The organism is Amycolatopsis sp. NPDC003676 (genome assembly GCF_053587275.1).
On record NZ_JBSFNS010000021.1, the window covers coordinates 81,565 to 101,336 of the forward strand.

The following is a 19,772-nucleotide window of genomic DNA, read 5'->3' on the forward strand; positions in this document are numbered from 1 at the left end:
GGGCTCAGTCCGCGGTGAACGGGTCGTATTGGATCTGGTCCAGCGCGCTTCCCGCGACCAGCATCCGGGACACTGTCGCGCGGATCATCGCGGGCGAACCGGACACCAGGATGTCGTGGTCCGGCCAGGCCCCGTACCGGGTGACCGCCTCGGCGAGCGTGCCGTGTTCGCATCCGGGCAGGTGGTCGCCGCGTTCGACGACCGGGGTGATGGTGAGCCACGGGTTGGTCGCCGCGAGCGCGCGCAGTTCTTCCAGGTCGTAGAGGTCTTCGCGGGTCGGCCCGCCGTAGAACAGCCGCGTCTTGGGGTTCTCGCCCCACAACGCGAGGTGGTCGAGGATCGACCGCAGCGGCGCGACCCCGGTGCCGCCGGCGACCATCAGCACCCCGCGCGACTGTTCGCGGTTGACGTTCATCCGGCCCAGCGGCGGGCCGAGCCGCCAGACGTCGCCCGCCTGCGTGTGGCTCACGATCGCCCGGGACACCCAGCCGCCGTCGACCGCGCGCACGTGGAATTCGATGCCGCCGTCCTCGCGCGGCGCGTTCGCCGGCGACAGATACCGCCACAACCGCGGCCGCTGCGGCACCTCGACGCTCATGTACTGGCCGGGCGAATACGGCACCGGCTGGTCCGGGATCACCCGCACCAGCGCGAGATCCCAGGTGAGCCGCCGGTGCTCGACCACGGTGGCCGACCACGACGCCGGGTTCTCGTCCGCCGCCGCGGCCTCCTGCATCGCGCGCGCGACGATGGTGAACGCCTCCGCCCACGCGCGCTCGACCTCCGGCGTCCACTCCGGGCCGAGGTGGTTCTTCAACGCGGCCAGCAGCGCGGTGCCGACAGCCTCGTAATGCTTGGGGGCGACGCCGAACTTGCGGTGGTCGCGGCCGAGCTGGCGCAGGAACGGCAGCAGGTCGTCCGGCCGGTCCACCATCTGCACCACGCGGGCCAGCGCGCGGATGATCCGACCGCCCTGCACTTCCATGTTGATCGGGAAGAAATCGCGCGTGGCGGGCGCGAGGGTGAAGAGCATCCCGTAGAAGAACTGGGAGATCTCCGGGGCGTACGGCTCCGACTTGGCCCAGGTGTCGCGGATGAGCTGCACCATCGCGACGACGGCCGCCGGCGCCTGTCGGGGCGCGGCCGAGGTCCGCGGGAGCGGGCTGATCGAATCGGCTGTCATCGGGCTGTCGTCGTTCATGGGTCGGGACCGGAGGCCGGGGGGCTGGGAGGGGATGGTCACGGGAGCAGGGCGGTCGCGGTTGTCGGATTCGGCTCGCGCGGTCGCGCGGGGGAATTCGCCACTCCTGCTCCTCGTTGTCCTTGGACGTGCTCGCCGCGTCGGCTCCGCGGGGCGTCTGGTCCGCAGAGTAGCCGCACTGAGGCGGAATGCCCGCATCGTTGCTCCGGTCGGGTTACCGGCCGGTCAGGACGTGGGGCAGCTCACCGATTAGATAGTTGCCCTACGCAACCTTCGGCGACTAAACTTGTAGAATACAAGCAAGTGGGCACCGGCCCTGGAGGAACGATGAGCCCAGCTGACGACGTGCGGCTCGAACTGCTGCGGGAGCTGAAGGCGTCCGCCCAGCTCCAGCACCTGTGGATCATGCAGGCGTGGCAGAACGAGCCCGGGCTCCACCCGGCCTCGGCGATGCTGCTGTCCGACCTCGCCAAGCACGGCGAGGCCCGCCCGTCCGAGGTCGCCAAGCGCAGGTTTGTCGACTTGTCGGTGATCAGCAGGCAGATCGCCCAGTTGCAGGCCGCCGGGCTGATCCAGCGCCGCCCCGCCCCCGAGGACGGGCGCGCGTCGCTGATCAGCGTGTCCGAAGCCGGTCTCGAGCGGCTCGAACTGTGGCGGAAGCAGTATCTCGAATTCTTCGAGACGGCACTGGGCGGCTGGGACGAGGCGCGGATCGAGGGCCTCACCTCTCAGCTCGCCGAACTGAACGAAGGTCTGCGCGCGACGCTCGGCCCGTCCGGGTACTGCGCCGGCCAGGCCCCGCACGCGGGAAAGTGAAGTAGCGAATAGTGGAAACCACCGCTTCCGGGCAGCCGATGACGCACCGGGAAATCCTCAAGGCCTTCACCGGCCTGCTGCTGGCCCTGCTGGTGGCGTTGCTGTCGTCGACCATCGTGTCCAACGCGCTGCCGACGATCCTCGCCGACCTGCACGGTTCCCAGAGCGAGTACACCTGGGTCGTCACCGCGACGCTGCTGACGTCGACCGCGACCACCCCGATCTGGGGCAAGCTGTCGGACCTGTTCAGCAAGAAGCTGCTGTACCAAATCGCGATCGTCGTCTTCACCGTCGGCTCGGCGCTGGGCGGGATCGCGCAGTCGATGCCCGAACTGATCGCCTACCGCGCGCTGCAGGGCATCGGGCTCGGCGGGCTGCAGGCGCTGATCCAGGTCGTGATCGCGGCGATGATCGCGCCGCGCGACCGCGGCAAGTACTCCGGCTACACCGGCGCGGTGTTCGCCGTCGCGACCGTTTCCGGCCCGCTGATCGGCGGCCTGATCGTGGACTCGCCGCTCGGCTGGCGCTGGTGTTTCTGGGTCTGCGTGCCGATCGCGGTGATCGCGTTCATCGTGCTCGGCCGGACGCTGAAGCTGCCGGTGCTCAAGCGGAAGGTGCGGATCGACTGGCTGGGCGCGACCCTGCTGGTCGGCGGCGTCGCGCTGCTGCTGATCTGGGTTTCGCTGGCGGGCGGCAGCTTCGGCTGGGTTTCGTGGTCGAGCGCGGCGTACGTCGGCGGTGCGATTGTCGCGCTGGCGCTGGCGGTTCTCGTCGAATCCCGGGTCGCGGAGCCAGTGGTTCCGCTGCGGCTCTTCCGCAACCGCACCTTCACGCTGGCCGTGCTCGCCTCGCTGGCGGTCGGCACCGCGATGTTCGGCGGTTCGGTGTTCCTCGGGCAGTACTACCAAATCGCGCGCGGTTTCTCGCCGACGCACGCCGGTCTGATGACGCTGCCGATGGTGCTGGGCCTGGCGGTCGCCTCGACTGGGGCTGGGCAGATCATCTCCCGCACCGGGCGCACCAAGCCGTTCATGGTCGCGGGCGGGATTTCGCTGCTGGCCGGGCTGTTCCTGCTCTCGACGGTGGACCACGCGACGAACCTGACGCTGATGGGCGGCTACCTCGCGCTGGTCGGCATCGGGCTGGGCTTCCTGATGCAGAACCTGGTTTTGGTAGTCCAAAACACGGTGGCGATGAAGGACATCGGCTCGTCGTCCTCGGTCGTCACGTTCTTCCGGTCGCTCGGCGGCGCGGCGGGCGTGTCCGCGCTCGGTGCGGTGCTGGCCGCCCGGGTGGCCACGAACATCGCGAACTCCCTTTCGCAGATGGGCATTCACACTGGCGGCGCGGTTTCCGGCGGTGGCGGAACGTTTGCCATCTCGTCGCTTCCGCCGGCGCTGCAGCCGGTGGTGCGCGGGGCCTTCGGCGACGCGACCGGCACGGTGTTCTTTGTCGCGGCCTGCATCGCGGTGGTCACCTTCGTCGCGGTGCTGTTCATCAAGGAGATTCCGCTGCGCCGGACGCTCGACGCGGACTCTCCGGCTCCGTCCGCAGCTGCTGTCTCGGTCGAGGCGGTGTCTGTGGTCGAAGCTCCGGTCGAGATGACCACTGTGCTGCGCGGACGGGTTCTCGACGCGGGCGGTCGTCCAGTGTCCGGTGTCGTGCTTACGCTCACCGACATGGCGGGGCGTCAGGTCGACGTCGGGCGTACGGGACGTACTGGCGCGTACGAGCTGTCGGCGAACACGGTGGGAGAGCACGTGCTTCTCGCGACTGCTGGCTCGACGCGGCCTGCGGTGTCGACCGTGCGGCTTAACGGCAACGCGCGTTGGCACGACTTGCTGTTGGACAGCCAGGGTGCCATCTCGGGTCGCGTACGCGTCGCTGGTCGGCACGCCGCCGTCGCAGGCGCGGTGCTCACGCTCACCGATCGCCTGGGCACTGTCACCGCGACGCACATCGCGGGCGGCGATGGCGCGTACCGCTTCACGGGAATCGAACCGGGCGCCTACACGCTCACGGTGTCCGCGCACGGATATACGCCGCACGCCGAGCCGATGACGGTCGGCGATGGTGCGGCCGCACAGCATGACGTCGAGCTGAGCGAAGCTGTCGAGCGAGAGTTCGTTAGGCACCAAGGAACACTCAGCGTCGACTAAAGGGGCTCGTGAGTGTTTGTCCCGGTTCAAGCCGGGACAAACACTCACGAGCTTTCTACTGGGAGTGGCATTTGCCGACAAGCGATGCGCCCTCCCGGCCCTGCCTCGTCCCCCTTCCCCAGAGGTAGCGTCGAATATGTGACGCGAAGCAGGGTCGCGATGTTGCTGGCTATGGGGATCGACAACTTCGGTTCCGGACTTTTCCTTCCGCTCGCACTGCTTTACGTGACGCGGGTGATCGGGGTCCCGCTCGTCGAAGCGGGCACGGCGGTCACTTTGGGCACCACGGCAGGGCTTCTCATGCCGCCGCTGGCCGGACGGCTGGTGGATCGCGCCGGCCCGAGAGCCGGAGTTCTTGCGGCGCAACTGTTGCAGGCTGCCGGAATCAGCGCGTATCTGTTCGCGCACGGCATCGGCGGCGTTGTGGTGGCCGCCATCATGCTTGGTGCCGGGCAACAATTGTTCTACAGCTGCCTGTTCGCGCTCATCTCCGAAGTCGCCGGAGACGTGCCGAAGGACCGGCCGTTCGCCGAAGTCGGAATGGTGCGCGCGGGCGGATTCGGGCTCGGCGGGCTGATGTCGTCGGTACTGCTCACCTGGTTCGGCGACCACGGCTACAGCGTCGCGCTCGTCGTGGACGTCCTGACTTTCCTCGCGGCGGCGGGCCTCGTCGCGGTGTTCATCCCGCCCGGCCGCCGGTTCGCGCCGGTGGTCCGCGTGCGAAGCGGCGTGCTGCGCAACCGGCCGTACCTGACGTTGATCCTCTTGAGCGGCCTGTTCGGGCTGTCGCTCGATTTCTTCCTCATCGGCACCCCCGTGTTCGTGCTCGACCGGCTGCACGCGCCGACGTGGCTGCCCGGCGCGATCTTGTTCCTGCTGACCGTGCTCACCAGCGCCGGCGGCACGGTCGCGCTCCGGCTCACGAGAGGCCTTAGCCGGATCAGCGCGATGCGGGCCGGGTCCGCGCTGTTCGCCGCCTGGTGCCTGACGAGCGTCGGCGTGCTGCTGGTGCCGCGAAGCTGGCAAGTGCCGTATCTGCTCGCCGCGACGCTCGTGTTCGCCGCCGGTGACCTGGTGTTCGGGCCGCGCTCCGGCGCGCTCGCCGAGGCCGCCGCGCCGCCCGAGGCGAAGGGCCGTTACCTCGCCGCGTTCCAATACGCGTTCACTGTGGCTCAGGTGCTCGCTCCGGCGATCGTGTCGTTGTTTTCCGTGGCGGCGTGGTTACCCTGGGTCCTGGTCGGGGGTTGCGCTTGCCTCGCGGCGCTCGGGCTCGGCAGGCTGGGACCGAGGCTGCCCGCGGCCGCGGTGGCACCAATTCAGAGTTGAGCGGAACAGACTCAACTTTGCTGACGTTATATCTGTCGACGGGCCTTGGTCGGGCCTGTCACCAGGTATTTCCACGAACGCATGAGGTGAGGGATGGACGCTTTCAACCCGACCACGAAGACCCAGCAGGCGATCTCGTCCGCGGCGCAGGCGGCCACCGTGGCCGGCAACCCGCACGTGTCGGCCGCCCATTTGCTGGGCGCCCTGCTGGCGCAGGGTGACGGGACTACCGCACCGCTGCTGACCGCGGTCGGGGCGGACCCGGAGACGGTGCACAAGGAGCTCGAGCCGATCATCAACGGGCTGCCGTCGGCGACCGGCGCGACCGTGTCGACGCCGCAGTTCGACGCGCCCGCGGTCAAGTCGCTCACGCAGGCGCAGAAGCTCGCCACCGAACTGGGTGACGAGTACGTGTCGACCGAGCACCTGCTCGTCGGACTCGCCACCGAAGGCGCTCAGGTCGCGGACCTGCTCAAGCGGCACGGCGCCACGCCGGACGCGCTGCGCGAGGCGTTCGCGAAGGTGCGCGGGTCGGCCCGGATCACCAGCGCGGATCCCGAAAGCACGTTCAAGGCGCTGGAGAAGTACGGCGTCGACCTGACCGAGCGCGCGCGTTCGGGCGAACTCGACCCGGTCATCGGCCGCGACACCGAGATCCGCCGCGTCGTGCAGGTGCTTTCCCGGCGTACCAAGAACAACCCGGTGCTGATCGGCGAACCCGGCGTCGGCAAGACGGCGATCGTCGAGGGCCTGGCCCAGCGGATCGTCGCGGGCGACGTGCCGGAATCGTTGCGGGGCAAGCGAGTGGTCGCGCTCGACCTCGGGTCGATGGTGGCCGGAGCCAAGTTCCGCGGCGAGTTCGAAGAGCGGTTGAAGGCCGTGCTGAAGGAGATCACCGACTCCGCGGGCCAGGTCATCACGTTCATCGACGAGCTGCACACCATCGTCGGCGCGGGTGCGACCGGCGAAGGCGCGATGGACGCGGGCAACATGATCAAGCCGATGCTGGCTCGTGGCGAGCTGCGGATGGTCGGCGCGACCACGCTCGACGAGTACCGCCAGCACATCGAAAAGGACCCGGCGCTGGAGCGGCGTTTCCAGCAGGTGCTGGTCGGCGAGCCGTCGCCGGAGGACACCATCGCGATCCTGCGCGGGCTGAAGGAGCGCTACGAGGTGCACCACGGTGTCCGGATCACGGACGCCGCGCTGGTCGCCGCCGCGACGCTGTCGGACCGCTACATCACCGCACGGTTCCTGCCGGACAAGGCGATCGACTTGGTCGACGAGGCCGCGTCGAAGATCCGCATGGAGATCGACTCGCGTCCGGTGGAGATCGACGAGGTCGAACGGGCCGTGCGGCGCATGGAGATCGAGGAGATGGCACTGTCCAAAGAGGACGATGCGGCTTCTCTTGAACGGCTGACCGCTCTGCGCGCCGAACTCGCCGAGAAGCGCGAGGAACTCACCGCGCTGACCGCGCGTTGGCAGAACGAGAAGGGCTCGATCGAGACCGTCCGTGAGCTGAAGGAGCAACTGGAGCAACTGCGCGGCGAATCGGAACGCGCCGAACGCGACGGCGACTTGGGCAAGGCCGCCGAGCTGCGGTACGGCCGGATTCCGTTGCTGGAGAAGGAGTTCGAGGCCGCGATGGCCGCGAACGAGGCCAGCAAGCAGAACGTCATGCTGAAGGAAGAGGTGGGCGCGGACGACGTCGCCGACGTAGTCAGCGCGTGGACCGGCATTCCCGCCGGGCGGCTGCTGGAAGGCGAGACGGGCAAGCTGCTCCGGATGGAGGAGGAGCTGAACCGCCGCGTCATCGGGCAGGACCAGGCAGTCCAGGTAGTCGCGGACGCCGTGCGCCGGGCGCGGGCGGGCGTTGCCGACCCGGACCGGCCGACCGGCTCGTTCCTGTTCCTCGGCCCGACCGGCGTCGGCAAGACCGAGCTGGCGAAGGCGCTGGCGGAGTTCCTGTTCGACGACGAGCGCGCGATGCAGCGCATCGACATGAGCGAGTACTCCGAGAAGCACTCGGTGGCCAGGCTCGTGGGTGCGCCTCCGGGTTACGTCGGCTACGACCAGGGCGGCCAGCTCACCGAGGCCGTCCGGCGCCGCCCGTACACGGTGGTGCTGCTGGACGAGGTCGAAAAGGCGCACCCGGACGTGTTCGACGTGCTCCTGCAGGTCCTCGACGACGGCAGGCTGACCGACGGCCAGGGCCGGACGGTGGACTTCCGCAACACCATCCTGATCCTGACGTCGAACCTCGGCTCGCAAGCCATCGCCGACCCGTCGCTCGACGAACGCCAACGCCGCGACGCGGTGATGGAGGTCGTGCAACGCCAGTTCAAGCCGGAATTCCTGAACCGGCTGGACGACATCGTGGTGTTCCACGCGCTCGGCACCGAGCAACTGACGTCCATTGTGGACATCCAGGTCGCACGGCTGGCGAAGCGGCTGGCCCAGCGCCGGTTGCACCTCGAGGTGACGGACGGCGCTCGGGAGTGGCTGGCTTTGAACGGCTTCGACCCGATCTACGGTGCCCGTCCGCTGCGCCGGTTGGTGCAGTCGGCGATCGGGGACCAGTTGGCTAAGCAGCTGCTGTCGGGTGAGGTTCGGGACGGGGACACCGTGCGGGTGGACCTGCCTGAGCTGGAGACCGGGGACACGCTGAAGGTGTCGCGGGTCTGACGTCGGTCCATGAAGGGCTCCTTGAGGGAACCAGATTCCCTCAAGGAGCCCTTCACAGCGTTTCGGGGCTTTCGCGGCGCGGAACACTCTCAGCGGTACGTGAGGGGAACCCTGACGGAATCAGATTCCCTCAGGGTTCCCCTCACGTACTTTCATCACAGGCCTCAGCCCCGACCGGCCCCGAACGTAAAAACGCCCGGCCGCAGCAACGCGACCGGGCGGTTCCCGTCTCAAGCTCTCAGCCGTCTTCCCCGCGCTCCGGATCCGCCGGACGCGCCGGTGAAACCGGAGTCGCGCCCCCGCCCGGAGGCGGAGTCCGCGGCGCGGGCGGCGAAGGCTGCCGCTCCGTAGCCCGCGTGTCCGCCGGAGAAGGAGCCGTAGTGTCCACCGCACGAGTATCGACCGGCCGCGTCGCCTGCGTGTCCGCCGGAGAAGGAGCGCTCGTCGGAGTGCCCGCGGAAGGCGTCCAAGTGCGGTTCGAGTCGTAGTCCTCGTCAAACGGGTCCACGATGTCCGCGATCTCGCCCAGATCCCGCAGCAGCCGCTCAAGCCGCGACGGCCCGGCCCCGGGCACGACGCTCGCCAGCACCCACTCGTTCTCCAGCCACGCCACCCCGACGTCCCCGCCCAGCTGGTCAGCGGCGTCGACGAGGTCCTGGGTGATGACCTGGCGGGCACCCTCGGAATCGTCCGCGAAGGCGTAGCGCTGGCCGATCGGGCCGAGCATCTCCGGCATGTTCTCGCGCTGGAACGGCACGCTCGACAGCCACATCTCGACCGGCACCCGGTGCGTCTTGTTGCAGCGCACGGCCACCACCACCGCGGGCACCTGGCCTTGCGACTCGATGTCGAAGATGAACACCGGACGGCGGCCGTCGGAGGTGAAGGTGGAGCCCGCGACGACGTTCACCGCCGCGTCGGCTCCGAAGTAGCCGATCGCGCCCCCCGACCACTGCCGGGGCAGCCGTTCGTCCTCTTCCACGAACTGCCAGCCGCGCAACTGGGCCCAGCGCTGCCGCTCACGGTTGCGCGAGCCTTCCCTGGCCCGGTCCGCGAAGAGCAGGCCGAGCCCCGCCACCAGCGCGACGGCGGCGATGACGAACCAGATCCACGCCGAGATACCCACGCCGGTCAGGGTATCGCTGCCGAGCCCTCCTACCCGGACGGCGGCACCGTGTCGGCGCGCCCCGTTTGGCCGGAACCGTCCAGGTTACGTCGACATATCGGCTAATCGCCCGGCTCAGGTGTCCATTGCGGACAGGTTCCCGCTGACCGGAGGGCCCGCTGCGCCTATCCAGCGATCGCGGCGGACAACCCGGACAGGAACCTTGCCGGACCGCTTCGCGGGCGAGTAGAGGTCGTTCGACACCTCTTTCCCGCCGCCGCCGACAGCAGGAAGGACACCGCATGTCCCTCTCGAGAAGATCGGTACTCGCCGGGACCGCGGCGGCGCTCGGCACGCTCGCGCTGCCCGGGATCGCGGCGGCGGCCACCGCGCGCGATTGGTCCCGCGCCGTCATCGACTCCACCATGAAGCGCTACACCCCGGCGTCCATCGGCGGCTGGAGCTACCCGCTCGGTCTCTACTTCTACGGCCAGTACCTCTTCTACCGGCGAACGAAGGAACAAAAGTACCTCGACTACGTCGTCGCCTGGTACGACCGTTTCATCACCGCCGACGGCATCTCCAACAGCTTCAGCAGCCTCGACTCGATGCGTGCCTGCCAGATGCTTCCCTTGCTGTACAACGAAACCGGCGACGCCAAGTACCGCAAAGCCGCCGACCAGCTGCGCAAGCGCTTCGAGACCTACCCGCGCACGAGCGACGGCGGGATGTGGCACGCGGTCAGCCGCCAGCATCAGCTGTGGGGCGACGGGGTGTACATGGCGCAGCCGTTCCTCGCGTTGTACGGCAAGGTTTTCAACGACCCGGCCTACTGCTACGAGGAATCCGCCAAGAACCTCTCCGTCTACTTCGGACACCTCAAGGAGCCCGCGAAGGGCCTGATCTACCACGCCTACGACGAAAGCGGCACCCAGCCGTGGGCGACCGGTCCCGGCAAGCACTCCAGCTTCCACTGGGCCCGCGCGATCGGCTGGTTCGGGATGGCCGCGATCGACATCCTCGAAGTACTGCCCGCTGACCATCCGCGACGGGCGGAGCTGGTCGGCATCGTCAAGTTCCTGGCCGACGGCTACCGCCGCTTCCAGGATCCGCGGACCGGCCGGTGGTATCAGGTGGTCGACCACGGCGGCGACGCCGGGAACTGGCTCGAGACCTCCGCGTCCTCGATGTACGCGTTCACCGTTTCCCGCGCCATCGAACGCGGATATCTGCCCGCTTCCTATGCCTCGGTCGCGCAACGCGGCTATGCCGGGGTGCTGCAGAAGGTCTCGATCGGGTCGGACGGGCTGACGAATCTCGCCGACATTTGCGAAGGAACGAACGTCGGCGACCTGAATTTCTACTTCGCGCGCAAACGGCTGACCAATGACTTCCATGGTCTCGGCGCGTTTTTGATCATGAACGAGCAGTTCACCCGGTACCGCTGCTGAAAAGCCGTGAAGGGCTCCTTGAAGCAATCAAGGAGCCCTTCACCGAACGTAAAGCTTACGACTCGCCGGTCGGGTTGGCGGGCTTGGCCAGCGGCCCAGGCGACCAGATCCCGGAATGCGTAACCGACTGCTGATGCAACGCCGCCGAAGCCGGAAGGGCGTTCGAGACCTCGGGAGTCACCTCGTACAAGGTCCCCCAGTCCCGGTCGACGTCGCCTTCCAGATACGTCGGCAGCGCCTGCATCTGGGTGGCCACGTTCATCCACACGAACGTCCCGCCGCCCGCCGGCGAGGACCAGAACTTGCCGACAGTCCGCAGGTCGTCGCCCGCGCTGATCCGGTACTTCGGCACCTCGGCGATCCCGTTGTGGATCGACGACGGGCGCAGGCACGGGTGCTGCGCGGCGGCTGCCCATTCCAGGAACACCGGGTCCTGCCCGACGACGTCGGTCATCTTCGCGATCTTCGGCGCCCGCGGCGCGCTGAACGCGACCCAGCCGTCGCTGCCGAGCCCGCGGCCCTTCGCCACGATCCGCACCTGGTCCGCGCCCTCGGGCACGCTGACCCGCGCGTCGCGCCAGTTGGTGTCCTTCTTCTTCGAGTCGAGCTGTTCGCGGCCGAGCACCTGGAATCCGGCGGGGGTGTTCTTGCCGAATTCGGCGGTCAGCGAGTTCGGGTCGTCGGGCTTGCCCGCGAGGGCGACCACGATCGGCACCGAGCCGTCGCGCGCCCGCTCCGGGACCGAGTACCACTGCGTGCGCAGGTCGCCCGCGTTGTCACCGGACTTGTGGTAGCTGCCCCAGATCGGCGCATTGCCCTTGCCGAACTGGTACGGCGGGTTCCAGCTGTCGGCGTTCTCGGTCGGCAGCCCGCCGTTGGTGACGAAGCCCTTCTGGGTGCTCGCCAGCCAGTCCTTCGGGGTGACGCCGCGGTCGGCGTCGGCGGGCACTGTCCAGCCGGGCGCGGCGTTCTGCGGCTGCTGCGGCGCGGCTTCCAGCAGCCCGGCCTTCGGGTCGCGTTCGACCTTGATGTAGTCGGACAGCCCGCAGCTTTGCCCGGCCAGCTGGCGGATGTTGTCGGCACCCATGTTGTAGGTGTCCCAGCGTTTCTGGATGCCCTTCGCGATGCTGCCGATTTCGAACAGCACCAGAATCGCGCACACCGTCGACAACGGCGCCAGTCCGAGCCGCAGCGCGCGGCCGCGGTTTTCCAGGTCGCCCTTCGCCACCGGCGCGGGCGGTACGAACGGTTCGTGCTCGTTGTGCTTCATGTGCTCGATCGCCGCGATCGCCAGCGCGACCGCCGCCGCCACGAGCGCCATCGTGCTCAGCTTGATGCCGAACACCTGCGGCGGGAGATCGAACCACGGCACACCCCAGGCCGAGACGTACCACCAGGCGTTCGGCCCGGTGGAGGCCAGCGCGACGATCACCATCAGCCCCGCGAAGAACGCCGCGCGATTGCGGCGCGAGAGCAACACGGTCGTACTCGTCGACAACGCGGTGAGCGCGGCGAGCGGTCCGCCGACCGCGACCAGCATGCCGAAGTGGTGCGTGTGCTTGGTCGGAGCCAGCGCCAAGACCACAAAGGACAGTGCGCTGATGCCGAGCAGCCGGCGGCTCGGGCCGAGCGCCGCGCCGCGGATGTTGCCGCGCCGCAGCAGCACGACCGCGCAGGTCGCCAGGCACAAGAAGATCAACAGCACCGGGAACCGGCGCGTCATGGAGCCGTCCGGGCCGTTGCTGAACAGCATCGAGTACCGGTCGAGCTCGTCGTACCAGGAACCGGTCGGCCCGAGCGACGACCGCAGCCGCACCGATTCCAGTGCGCCGCGCAGGGTCTGGTCGCAGAAGATCAGCGTGAGAATCACCAGCCCGGCGGCGGCGATCGGCGCGAGCACCGGCACCCAGCCGAACTGGCGCGCGTGCCGGAGCACGATCTTCGCCAGCGGCTTCAGCCCGACCACGAACGGCAGCACGGCCATCAGCCCGTGCGGGTTGACCGCGACGCACAGCGCCGCGACGGTCAGCCCGATCGCCGCCGGACCCAGCCGCCGGGTGGCCACCGCGCGTTCGACACAGCAGATCGAGATCAGCGACAGCAGCGCGACCAGGTTTTCCGGGCGCAGACCGTTGTCATAGGGCAGCCAGAAGGCGAGGAACACCGCGCCCGCCGCCCAGCCGGCCGCACTGCTGATCCGCACCTGCCTGCCAAGCCGAGGAAGCACGCCGCGGCTGATCAGCATCCAGCAGGCGACGCCCATCAACAGCGACGGCAGCCGCATCCACGGCGTGAGCGAACTGACCTTGGCCATCGCCGCGTAGACATCGACGAACCACGCCATCGGCGCGTCCGGCGCGGCGAACCATCGGTAGTACTCGCCGATGTAACCGGCGTCGCCGCGGACGCGAGCCATGGTCGTGAAGTAGCCGTCGTCGGCGGTCATCGCGCCGATCAGCCACCAGACGACGAGCGTGCCGAGCACGGCTATGTCGAGGAATTTCAGCTTCCACCAGCCGCGCGCGGCCAGCCGGGGCGCGCGTCGGCCGGAAAGCCGGTCCAGGCGGTACAGCGCGAGCACCGCGCCGATGAAGCAGAGCACCGACAGCACGATGGCGGCGAGCTTGATGCCGGTCGCGGTGCTGGCCCAGCGGTTGTCGACCTGCGCGGAGACCGAGAGGCCGTGCGTGTCGTCCTGGTTCGTGAGGTCTGAGTAGTAGCCGGTGAGCTGCGGCCGGTGGTCGTCGGTGACGTCAGCGATCCGGGTCCCGCCGACGGACGCGGTGGTCCGCTTCGCGTCGGTGTGCACGGTGATCGTGCAATCGCCGTCGCCGACCGGGGCCGAGCCCAGCTGCTGGCCCTGTGAGGAAAGCGTGAGCTGGCCGTTTCCGACCTGCAGCGCCATCCCGGTGACGACGCCGATGCCGGAGTTCGGCGGGTTGGTGCTGAACAGCACGGCGCTGCCGTCGGTGCGCGCGTCGAGCGCCCGCGCGGTCGTGCACGGGACCTTCGCGTCGAGCGAGATCGGCGCCTGCGCGGTCAGCGGGGCGGTCACGGCTCTGGTGCCCTGGGCGGTCGGCCAGTCGAGGGTGGTTTGCTCGAGCGTGACGGGCAGGAACGGCACCGCGATCGCGAGGATCGCGCCGGCGATTCCGAAAACCGCAGCGAGCAACCGCGCCCGACGACCGGCTTGGCTCTTGCCGATAGCTGTCGCAGACGCCGATTCGGCGGCAACGGATTCGAGGTCGACCACGCCCCGCAGGCTATCCAAGCGGATGCGGGCCTGACGCTGGGGACTCTCCCGGGGGCGGGCCCACCTGGTCGGACCGGGATTCCCCCGATAAATAACCACGGTGGGTGAAGTAAACCCGGCGTCGCTTACGGCGAACGGGTGACACTGAGCAGGTCAGGGCCGCGAGCCAAGCGGACCGTTTCACGATCCGGAAACGGTCCGGACTCGGTTGCCGAAAGCGGACTCGGCAAGTCGATGAACTCAGCCGGGCGAGAAGGTGAACGGCGGTCCGGAAACTGTCCATCCGTTGTCGATGACCGGTTTTCCGAGCACTTCGGCGCCCACGTGCTGGCTCCGGGTAACCGGAACACCCAGGGTAGAAGCGGTACTCGTCCGCGCCGCCGCGATGTCCGCCGCCGACAGTTCGCCGTGGAACCGGTCGGTGTGCTCGGCCGTCGACTGGCTCGTCGCGGCCAGCGCGTGCAGCGGGCCGAGGTCGCCGGACACGCTGTGCCGCTCGGTCGACTCCAGCCGCGTCACGTCGAGTTTGCCGGTGAACTGGCCGAGCACGCTTTCGTCCGAGTTCGAGACCACCGAGCCCGCCGGGCCGAGGTCGACGGCGTCGGCGGAAGTGCGTTCGAAGCGGGTGCCGCTCATCAGGTCGCCGGAGAACCGGCCGGCCAGACCGGTCTCGGTGCCGGTTTTGCTGCTGGAAAGCGCGTCGACGCCGTGCGGCAGCTGGACGCCGTGCCGCATCGACTGGTCCAGACCGGCCACGTGGGCACCGTCGAACGGCTGCGTGTGGTGCACGCCAAGGTCGTTGCCGCTGAACGCGCGGCCCGGTTCGCCGAGCCGCAGGTCGTGCGTCTGAGACTGGCCGGCAGTGTCCTGGCCGAGCGTCTGGCGCAGGTTCGACGCGGCGGACGCGGGCAGGTCGCGCGTCGCGAGCGTCTCGTCGCGGGTGAATTGGAGGTCGGAGGAAGAACCGTGCTGGTGCAGGTCGAGCGGCAGTCCCCCGCGCGGGGTGTCCGCCAGCGCCGCGGCCGGGCCGGCGAGCAACAGAGCGAGGGGCGCCGCACCGGCGGCCATCCGGGGCAGATATCCGGGCGTCCGCTTGGTGTGCTTGCCCATGCGCCGGACCATACTGCGCCACCAGGGCGGACGCAGCTGAAAAACGGGTAGCTTCACCCACATGACCACCACTTCTCTGATCACTGGAGCCACCGCGGGCATCGGCGCGGAATTCGCGCGCCGGCTCGCCGCCGAGAAGCACGACCTCGTCCTGGTCGCCCGCGACGAGGAGCGGCTGAACGCGCTGGCCGAGCAGCTGCGCACGCAGCACGGCGTTGAGGTCACCGTGCTGTCCGCTGATCTGTCCGAAGTGGACGGCCGCAAGCAGGTCGCCGAGCTGCTCGAAACCCAGCCGATCGACCTGCTGGTCAACAACGCGGGCTTCGGGCTGAGCGGCGAGTTCTGGGAGATCCCGGCCGAGGACCTGCAGCGTCAGCTCGACGTCAACGTGACCGCTGTGCTGCAGCTGACCAGGGCGGCGCTGCCGGGCATGGTCGAGCGCGGCCGCGGCGACGTGATCAACGTCAGCAGTGTCGCCGGCTTCTTCTCCGGCCGCGGCTCGACCTATACCGCCAGCAAGAACTGGGTCACGTCGTTCACCGAGGGCATCGCGATGTCGCTGCCGAAGGGGGTGCGGATGATGGCGCTGTGCCCAGGCTTCACCTACACCGAGTTCCACGAGCGTGCCGGCCTGCAACGGGAAGGACCGAAGGCGTTCTGGCTCGACGTGGCCCAGGTGGTCGACGAGGCCCTCGCTGACCTGCGTCGCGGCAAGGTGATTTCGGTGCCGAGCCTGCAGTACAAAGCCCTGGTCGGGATCGGCGGGCTGCTGCCGCGGCCGGTGTTGCGCAAGCTCGCGGGCGGGCTCGGCAACCGCCGCCGCACCTGAGAGGTAGGGACAGCCCTACCCCGTCCCGGCGTGTGCGCCCCAGGGTGTTTTCTCCCGTAAACCCATAGCGTTTTCCCCATGGCGACTGGGGAAGCGGTGCGGCTCGAATCCGTCCGCAAGGAATACGGCCGGGTCACGGCACTGGACGGGGTGAGCCTGTCCTTTCCGCGCGGCGGGTTCACCGCGGTGATGGGCCCGTCGGGCTCGGGCAAGAGCACGTTCCTGCACTGCGCGGCCGGGCTCGACCGGCCGACCAGCGGGTCCGTGCTGCTCGACGACCAGGAGCTGGGCAAGCTCTCCGAGACGCAGCTGACGAAGCTGCGCCGGGACAAGATCGGGTTCGTCTTCCAGGCGTTCAACCTGCTGCCCGCGCTGACCGTCGAGCAGAACGTCGTGCTGCCGCTGCGGCTGGCCGGCCGTCGGCCGGACCGCCGCCGCGTCGCCGACATGCTCGGGCACGTCGGACTGAGCGACCGGCGCAAGCACCTGCCGGGCCAGTTGTCCGGCGGCCAGCAGCAGCGGGTGGCGATCGCTCGCGCGCTGGTCAGCCGTCCGGCGGTGCTCTTCGCCGACGAGCCGACCGGCGCACTCGACACGCGTACCGCGGGCGAAATCCTTGGCCTGCTGTCGGAATCGGTGCGCGGCGGGCTGACCGTCGTGATGGTGACGCACGATCCCGTCGCGGCCTCTTATGCCGACCGGGTTGTCTTTCTCGCTGACGGCCGCGTCGCCGGCGAGCTTCTCCGGCCGACCGCGGCTGCCGTCGCGGAACGCATGACCCACCTCGGCGCCTGGGCCGACCGGATGCCGGTGGGCGGCTTCTGATGTTCAGCCTTGCCTTGCGCACCTTGCGTTTCCGCACCGGCGGCTTCATCGCCGCGTTCGTGGCCGCGTTCCTCGGCGCGGTGATCGTGTCCGCCTGCGCCGGTTTGATGGAGACCGGGATCCGGTCCGCGACGCCGCCTCACCGGCTGGCCTGGGCGTCGGCTGTGGTTGCCGGGCAACAGGATTTCGAGCTTCGGAAGAATTCCGAGAAGCCCAAGACGCAGTCGGTCGCGCTGCCGGAGCGGGTCCTGCTGGACCGGTCGCTGGCGGAGAAGATTCGCGCGACGCCTGGAGTGTCCACTGTGGTCGGTGAGGTGAATTTCCCGGTATCCCTGGGCAAGCAGCCTCTCGTCGCGCACGGCTGGGAGTCCGCTCGACTGCCCGGTCCTGCACCGCGTGCCGACGAAGTGGTGCTGCCCGCGGCTAGTGGCGTGGCGGTTGGATCCACTGTGGACCTTGCGGTGCAGGGGTCGATGCGCCAATACCGCGTCGCTCAGGTCAGTGATCGTCCCGACGCGTTCTTCGCCGACAACGTGGCCGATCAGCTCTCCGGCCACCCCGGCAAGGTCGACTATTTCGGTGTCGGCACTGACAATCCCGCCGCTTTGCAGCTGGGTTCCGGCGTTTCCGTGCTGACTGGGGATGAGCGCGGACTCGCCGAATTCCCGGAGGCACAGGCGAGCGGCGGCAGGCTGATCCCGTTGTCCGGTGTCGCGGGCGGGCTGTCCCTCTCGGTCGCGGTGTTCGTCATCGCGAGCACGCTGATGCTGTCGGTGCGCCAGCGGCAGCGGGAATTGGCTCTGCTGCGCGCGATCGGCACGACCCCGCGGCAGTTGCGTCGCATGGTTCTCGGCGAAGCGCTGGTCATCGGCGTGCTCGCGACCGGAGCCGCGGCCGCGCTGGGCCCGGTGTTCGGCGGGTGGCTGTTCGGGCAGTTCACCTCGGGCGGGTTCATTTCGCCCGCCGTGCAGTTCCACCAGGGCTGGATCCCGATGATCATCGCGGCGGGCGCGACCCTGCTCGCCGTCGGGATTTCCGCGCTGGTGGCCGGATTCCGCGTCGGCCGCATCCGGCCGACCGAGGCGCTCGCCGAAGCCTCCGTGCCGCGCGGCTGGCTGACTCCGGTGCGGCTGATCTTCGCCATCCTGAGCTTCGGCGGCGGGACCGCGCTGGGCATCGTCACGCTCACGGTGATGACGGGACCCATCGCGGCGAGCACCGCGGGTCCGGCGGTGATGCTGTGGGCGATCGGCGTCGCGATGATCAGCCCGGGCGTCACGAAGCTGACCGCGATCCTGTTGCAGGGTCCGATGCGCCTGTTCAGCGGCGTCACCGGCTGGCTGGCGATCACGAACACGCGCAACGCGGCCACCCGGGTGGCCGGCGCGGTCACACCGATCATGCTCGCCGTCGGCATCGCGACCGCCAACATCTACCTGCAGACCACGACCACCGCCGCCTCCGCACAGTCCTTCGCCGAAGACCTCCGTGCCGACGCGATCGTCGCGGGTCCCACCGGGGTTTCGCCCGAGGCGGTCGACCGGATCCGGCACGCGGACGGCGTCGCGGCGGTCTCGACCTACGTCAGCAGCCGCGCGTTCATCACCGCGCCGTTCGACGAGAACCAGACCAAGAAGGGCTACCCGGCGCTCGGCCTCACCGACGCGACGACCAACGCCGCCGCGGTCGTGAAAGGCAATCTCGCCGACCTGAAAGGCGACACAATCGCGTTGCCCGCCGCCGCCGAGGTCTCCCGTTCCGTCGGCGATTCCGTCACGCTCCGTTTCGGCGACGGGACCGACCGGACCCTTCGCATCGTCGCGATCGTGCAGCAGCGGGACGGTGCCGAACAGCTCCTGCTGCCCGCCGAACTGCTCGCCGGACACACCACTTCCGGTCTCGCCAAGCAGGTGCTCGTCCGCGCCGCGCCCGGCGTCGACCAGGCCCGGCTGACCCAGAGCCTGACCGCCGCGACCGCCGGTCTCCCGGTGTCCGTCGGCGACCGGAGCACGCTGGCCGCCGCGAACGCCAAGAACGACGAGACCGGCGCGTGGGTGAACTACCTGCTGGTCGGCATGATCGTCGGCTACACGGTGATCTCCGTGGTGAACACCCTGGTCATGGCGACTTCACGACGGCGGCGGGAATTCGGCCTGCAGCGGCTCGGCGGTTTCACCCGCGGCCAGGTGCTGCGGATGGCCGCGAGCGAAGGCGGCCTGATCGCCGCGATCGGCATCGTGGCAGGCACCGTCGTGTCGGCGGGCGCGATCGTGCCGTTCTGTCTTGTCGCGACCGGCCGGGTGCTGCCGGACGGGCCGATCTCCATCTACCTGGTGATCATCGCGGCCGCGATCGTGCTCGCCTTGGCCGCCGCGGTCCTCCCGGCTTGGGTGGCGACCCGGACGCGTCCGGTGACGGCCGTCGCGACCGGGGAGTGACGCGCGGAAGTTGTCGGTGGCGTGTGTAAGACTCTCGGCCGTGGCGTACCCCGGGTTGGATCAAACTGCGAAGCTCGAACTGGCCAGGCTGGTCAGCGAACTGGCCGTCGTGCACGGCAAGGTCACCTTGGCCTCGGGCAAGGAAGCCGACTACTACATCGACCTCCGGCGGGCGACGTTGCAGCACGCGGCCGCCCCGCTGATCGGCAAGCTGCTGCGGCAGCTCACCGCTGACTGGGACTACGTCGCGACCGGCGGGCTCACCCTCGGCGCGGACCCGGTGGCGCTGGCGATGCTGCACTCCGCGGCGGCCGAGGGCGTGGTGCTCGACGCGTTCGTCGTCCGCAAGGCGATCAAGGAACACGGGATGCAGCGCCGGATCGAGGGCGTGGAGGTGCGCGGGCAGCGGGTGCTGGCCGTCGAGGACACCTCCACCACCGGCGGCAGCGTGCTCACCGCGGTCGAGGCGCTGCGCGAAGGCGGGGCCACCGTGGTCGGCGTCGCGACGGTCGTCGACTTGACCCCTTCAGGACGCTCCACAATATTGGCAACCGTCGTGTACAAAAACACC

At 69.2% G+C, this 19,772-nt stretch carries 12 protein-coding genes and 1 pseudogene; 9 read left to right on the forward strand and 4 right to left on the reverse strand.

The annotated features are described in order from the left end of the window. Nucleotides 1–4: 4 nt before the first annotated feature. The gene (locus ACWDNU_RS16065; RefSeq protein WP_344287647.1) at nt 5–1,183 is read right to left on the reverse strand and encodes a globin domain-containing protein; all 1,179 of its coding nucleotides are present in this window, start codon (nt 1,181–1,183) and stop codon (nt 5–7) included. A 345-nt stretch (nt 1,184–1,528) separates the two neighbouring features. Here ACWDNU_RS16065 and ACWDNU_RS16070 point away from each other — a divergent pair, with 345 nt between their 5' ends. The 4 genes from ACWDNU_RS16070 (at nt 1,529) to clpB (ending at nt 8,190) form a co-directional block, all read left to right on the forward strand. Continuing rightward, the gene (locus ACWDNU_RS16070) at nt 1,529–2,017 is read left to right on the forward strand and encodes a MarR family winged helix-turn-helix transcriptional regulator (RefSeq protein WP_370933028.1); all 489 of its coding nucleotides are present in this window, start codon (nt 1,529–1,531) and stop codon (nt 2,015–2,017) included. Nucleotides 2,018–2,055: 38 nt separating this feature from the next. Next, nucleotides 2,056–4,176, forward strand: coding sequence for an MFS transporter (locus tag ACWDNU_RS16075; RefSeq protein ID WP_449669387.1), 2,121 nt, complete (start codon nt 2,056–2,058; stop codon nt 4,174–4,176). Between the two features lie 138 nt (nt 4,177–4,314). Further along, entirely contained in the window at nt 4,315–5,502 is a 1,188-nt protein-coding gene (locus ACWDNU_RS16080) for an MFS transporter (RefSeq protein ID WP_449669378.1), read from the forward strand. Nucleotides 5,503–5,595: 93 nt separating this feature from the next. After that, entirely contained in the window at nt 5,596–8,190 is a 2,595-nt protein-coding gene (gene clpB / locus ACWDNU_RS16085; RefSeq protein ID WP_449669379.1) for an ATP-dependent chaperone ClpB, read from the forward strand. A gap of 430 nt (nt 8,191–8,620) precedes the next feature. On the opposite strand, the pseudogene ACWDNU_RS16090 reads toward clpB, so the two are convergent. Then, nucleotides 8,621–9,316: pseudogene (locus ACWDNU_RS16090) on the reverse strand (hypothetical protein); the annotation flags it as partial. A 281-nt stretch (nt 9,317–9,597) separates the two neighbouring features. Here ACWDNU_RS16090 and ACWDNU_RS16095 point away from each other — a divergent pair. Next, a complete protein-coding gene (locus ACWDNU_RS16095; protein ID WP_449669380.1) occupies nt 9,598–10,746 on the forward strand; it encodes a glycoside hydrolase family 88/105 protein in 1,149 nt (382 codons plus the stop codon). A 55-nt stretch (nt 10,747–10,801) separates the two neighbouring features. Here the strand turns inward: ACWDNU_RS16095 and ACWDNU_RS16100 are convergent, their stop codons facing one another. Then, a complete protein-coding gene (locus ACWDNU_RS16100; protein ID WP_449669381.1) occupies nt 10,802–13,999 on the reverse strand; it encodes an arabinosyltransferase domain-containing protein in 3,198 nt (1,065 codons plus the stop codon). Nucleotides 14,000–14,239: 240 nt separating this feature from the next. Continuing rightward, a complete protein-coding gene (locus ACWDNU_RS16105) occupies nt 14,240–15,109 on the reverse strand; it encodes a hypothetical protein (RefSeq protein WP_449669382.1) in 870 nt (289 codons plus the stop codon). Between the two features lie 61 nt (nt 15,110–15,170). On the opposite strand from ACWDNU_RS16105, the gene ACWDNU_RS16110 reads away from it, so the two are divergent. From ACWDNU_RS16110 to ACWDNU_RS16125, 4 genes are all read left to right on the forward strand, one after another. Beyond that, nucleotides 15,171–15,938, forward strand: coding sequence for an SDR family NAD(P)-dependent oxidoreductase (locus tag ACWDNU_RS16110; RefSeq protein WP_370933038.1), 768 nt, complete (start codon nt 15,171–15,173; stop codon nt 15,936–15,938). 78 nt (nt 15,939–16,016) lie between these two features. Continuing rightward, nucleotides 16,017–16,763 (forward strand): ABC transporter ATP-binding protein, encoded by a 747-nt coding sequence (locus ACWDNU_RS16115; RefSeq protein WP_449669383.1) that lies wholly within the window; start codon nt 16,017–16,019, stop codon nt 16,761–16,763. Next, complete coding sequence (locus ACWDNU_RS16120) at nt 16,763–19,201, forward strand: ABC transporter permease (protein ID WP_449669384.1); 2,439 nt, start codon at nt 16,763–16,765, stop codon at nt 19,199–19,201. Before ACWDNU_RS16115 ends, ACWDNU_RS16120 begins: the two co-directional genes overlap by 1 nt. 40 nt (nt 19,202–19,241) lie before the next feature. Beyond that, a partial coding sequence (locus ACWDNU_RS16125; protein ID WP_449669385.1) for a phosphoribosyltransferase family protein occupies nt 19,242–19,772 on the forward strand: 531 nt, incomplete at its 3' end.

Coding starts and splice junctions, on each gene's coding strand:
- ACWDNU_RS16105 (WP_449669382.1), bottom strand. CDS start 15,109: ATGGGCAAGCACACCAAGCGGACGCCCGGATATCTGCCCCGGATGGCC.
- ACWDNU_RS16120 (WP_449669384.1), top strand. CDS start 16,763: ATGTTCAGCCTTGCCTTGCGCACCTTGCGTTTCCGCACCGGCGGCTTC.
- ACWDNU_RS16065 (WP_344287647.1), bottom strand. CDS start 1,183: ATGACAGCCGATTCGATCAGCCCGCTCCCGCGGACCTCGGCCGCGCCC.
- ACWDNU_RS16070 (WP_370933028.1), top strand. CDS start 1,529: ATGAGCCCAGCTGACGACGTGCGGCTCGAACTGCTGCGGGAGCTGAAG.
- clpB (WP_449669379.1), top strand. CDS start 5,596: ATGGACGCTTTCAACCCGACCACGAAGACCCAGCAGGCGATCTCGTCC.
- ACWDNU_RS16110 (WP_370933038.1), top strand. CDS start 15,171: ATGACCACCACTTCTCTGATCACTGGAGCCACCGCGGGCATCGGCGCG.
- ACWDNU_RS16075 (WP_449669387.1), top strand. CDS start 2,056: ATGACGCACCGGGAAATCCTCAAGGCCTTCACCGGCCTGCTGCTGGCC.
- ACWDNU_RS16115 (WP_449669383.1), top strand. CDS start 16,017: ATGGCGACTGGGGAAGCGGTGCGGCTCGAATCCGTCCGCAAGGAATAC.
- ACWDNU_RS16095 (WP_449669380.1), top strand. CDS start 9,598: ATGTCCCTCTCGAGAAGATCGGTACTCGCCGGGACCGCGGCGGCGCTC.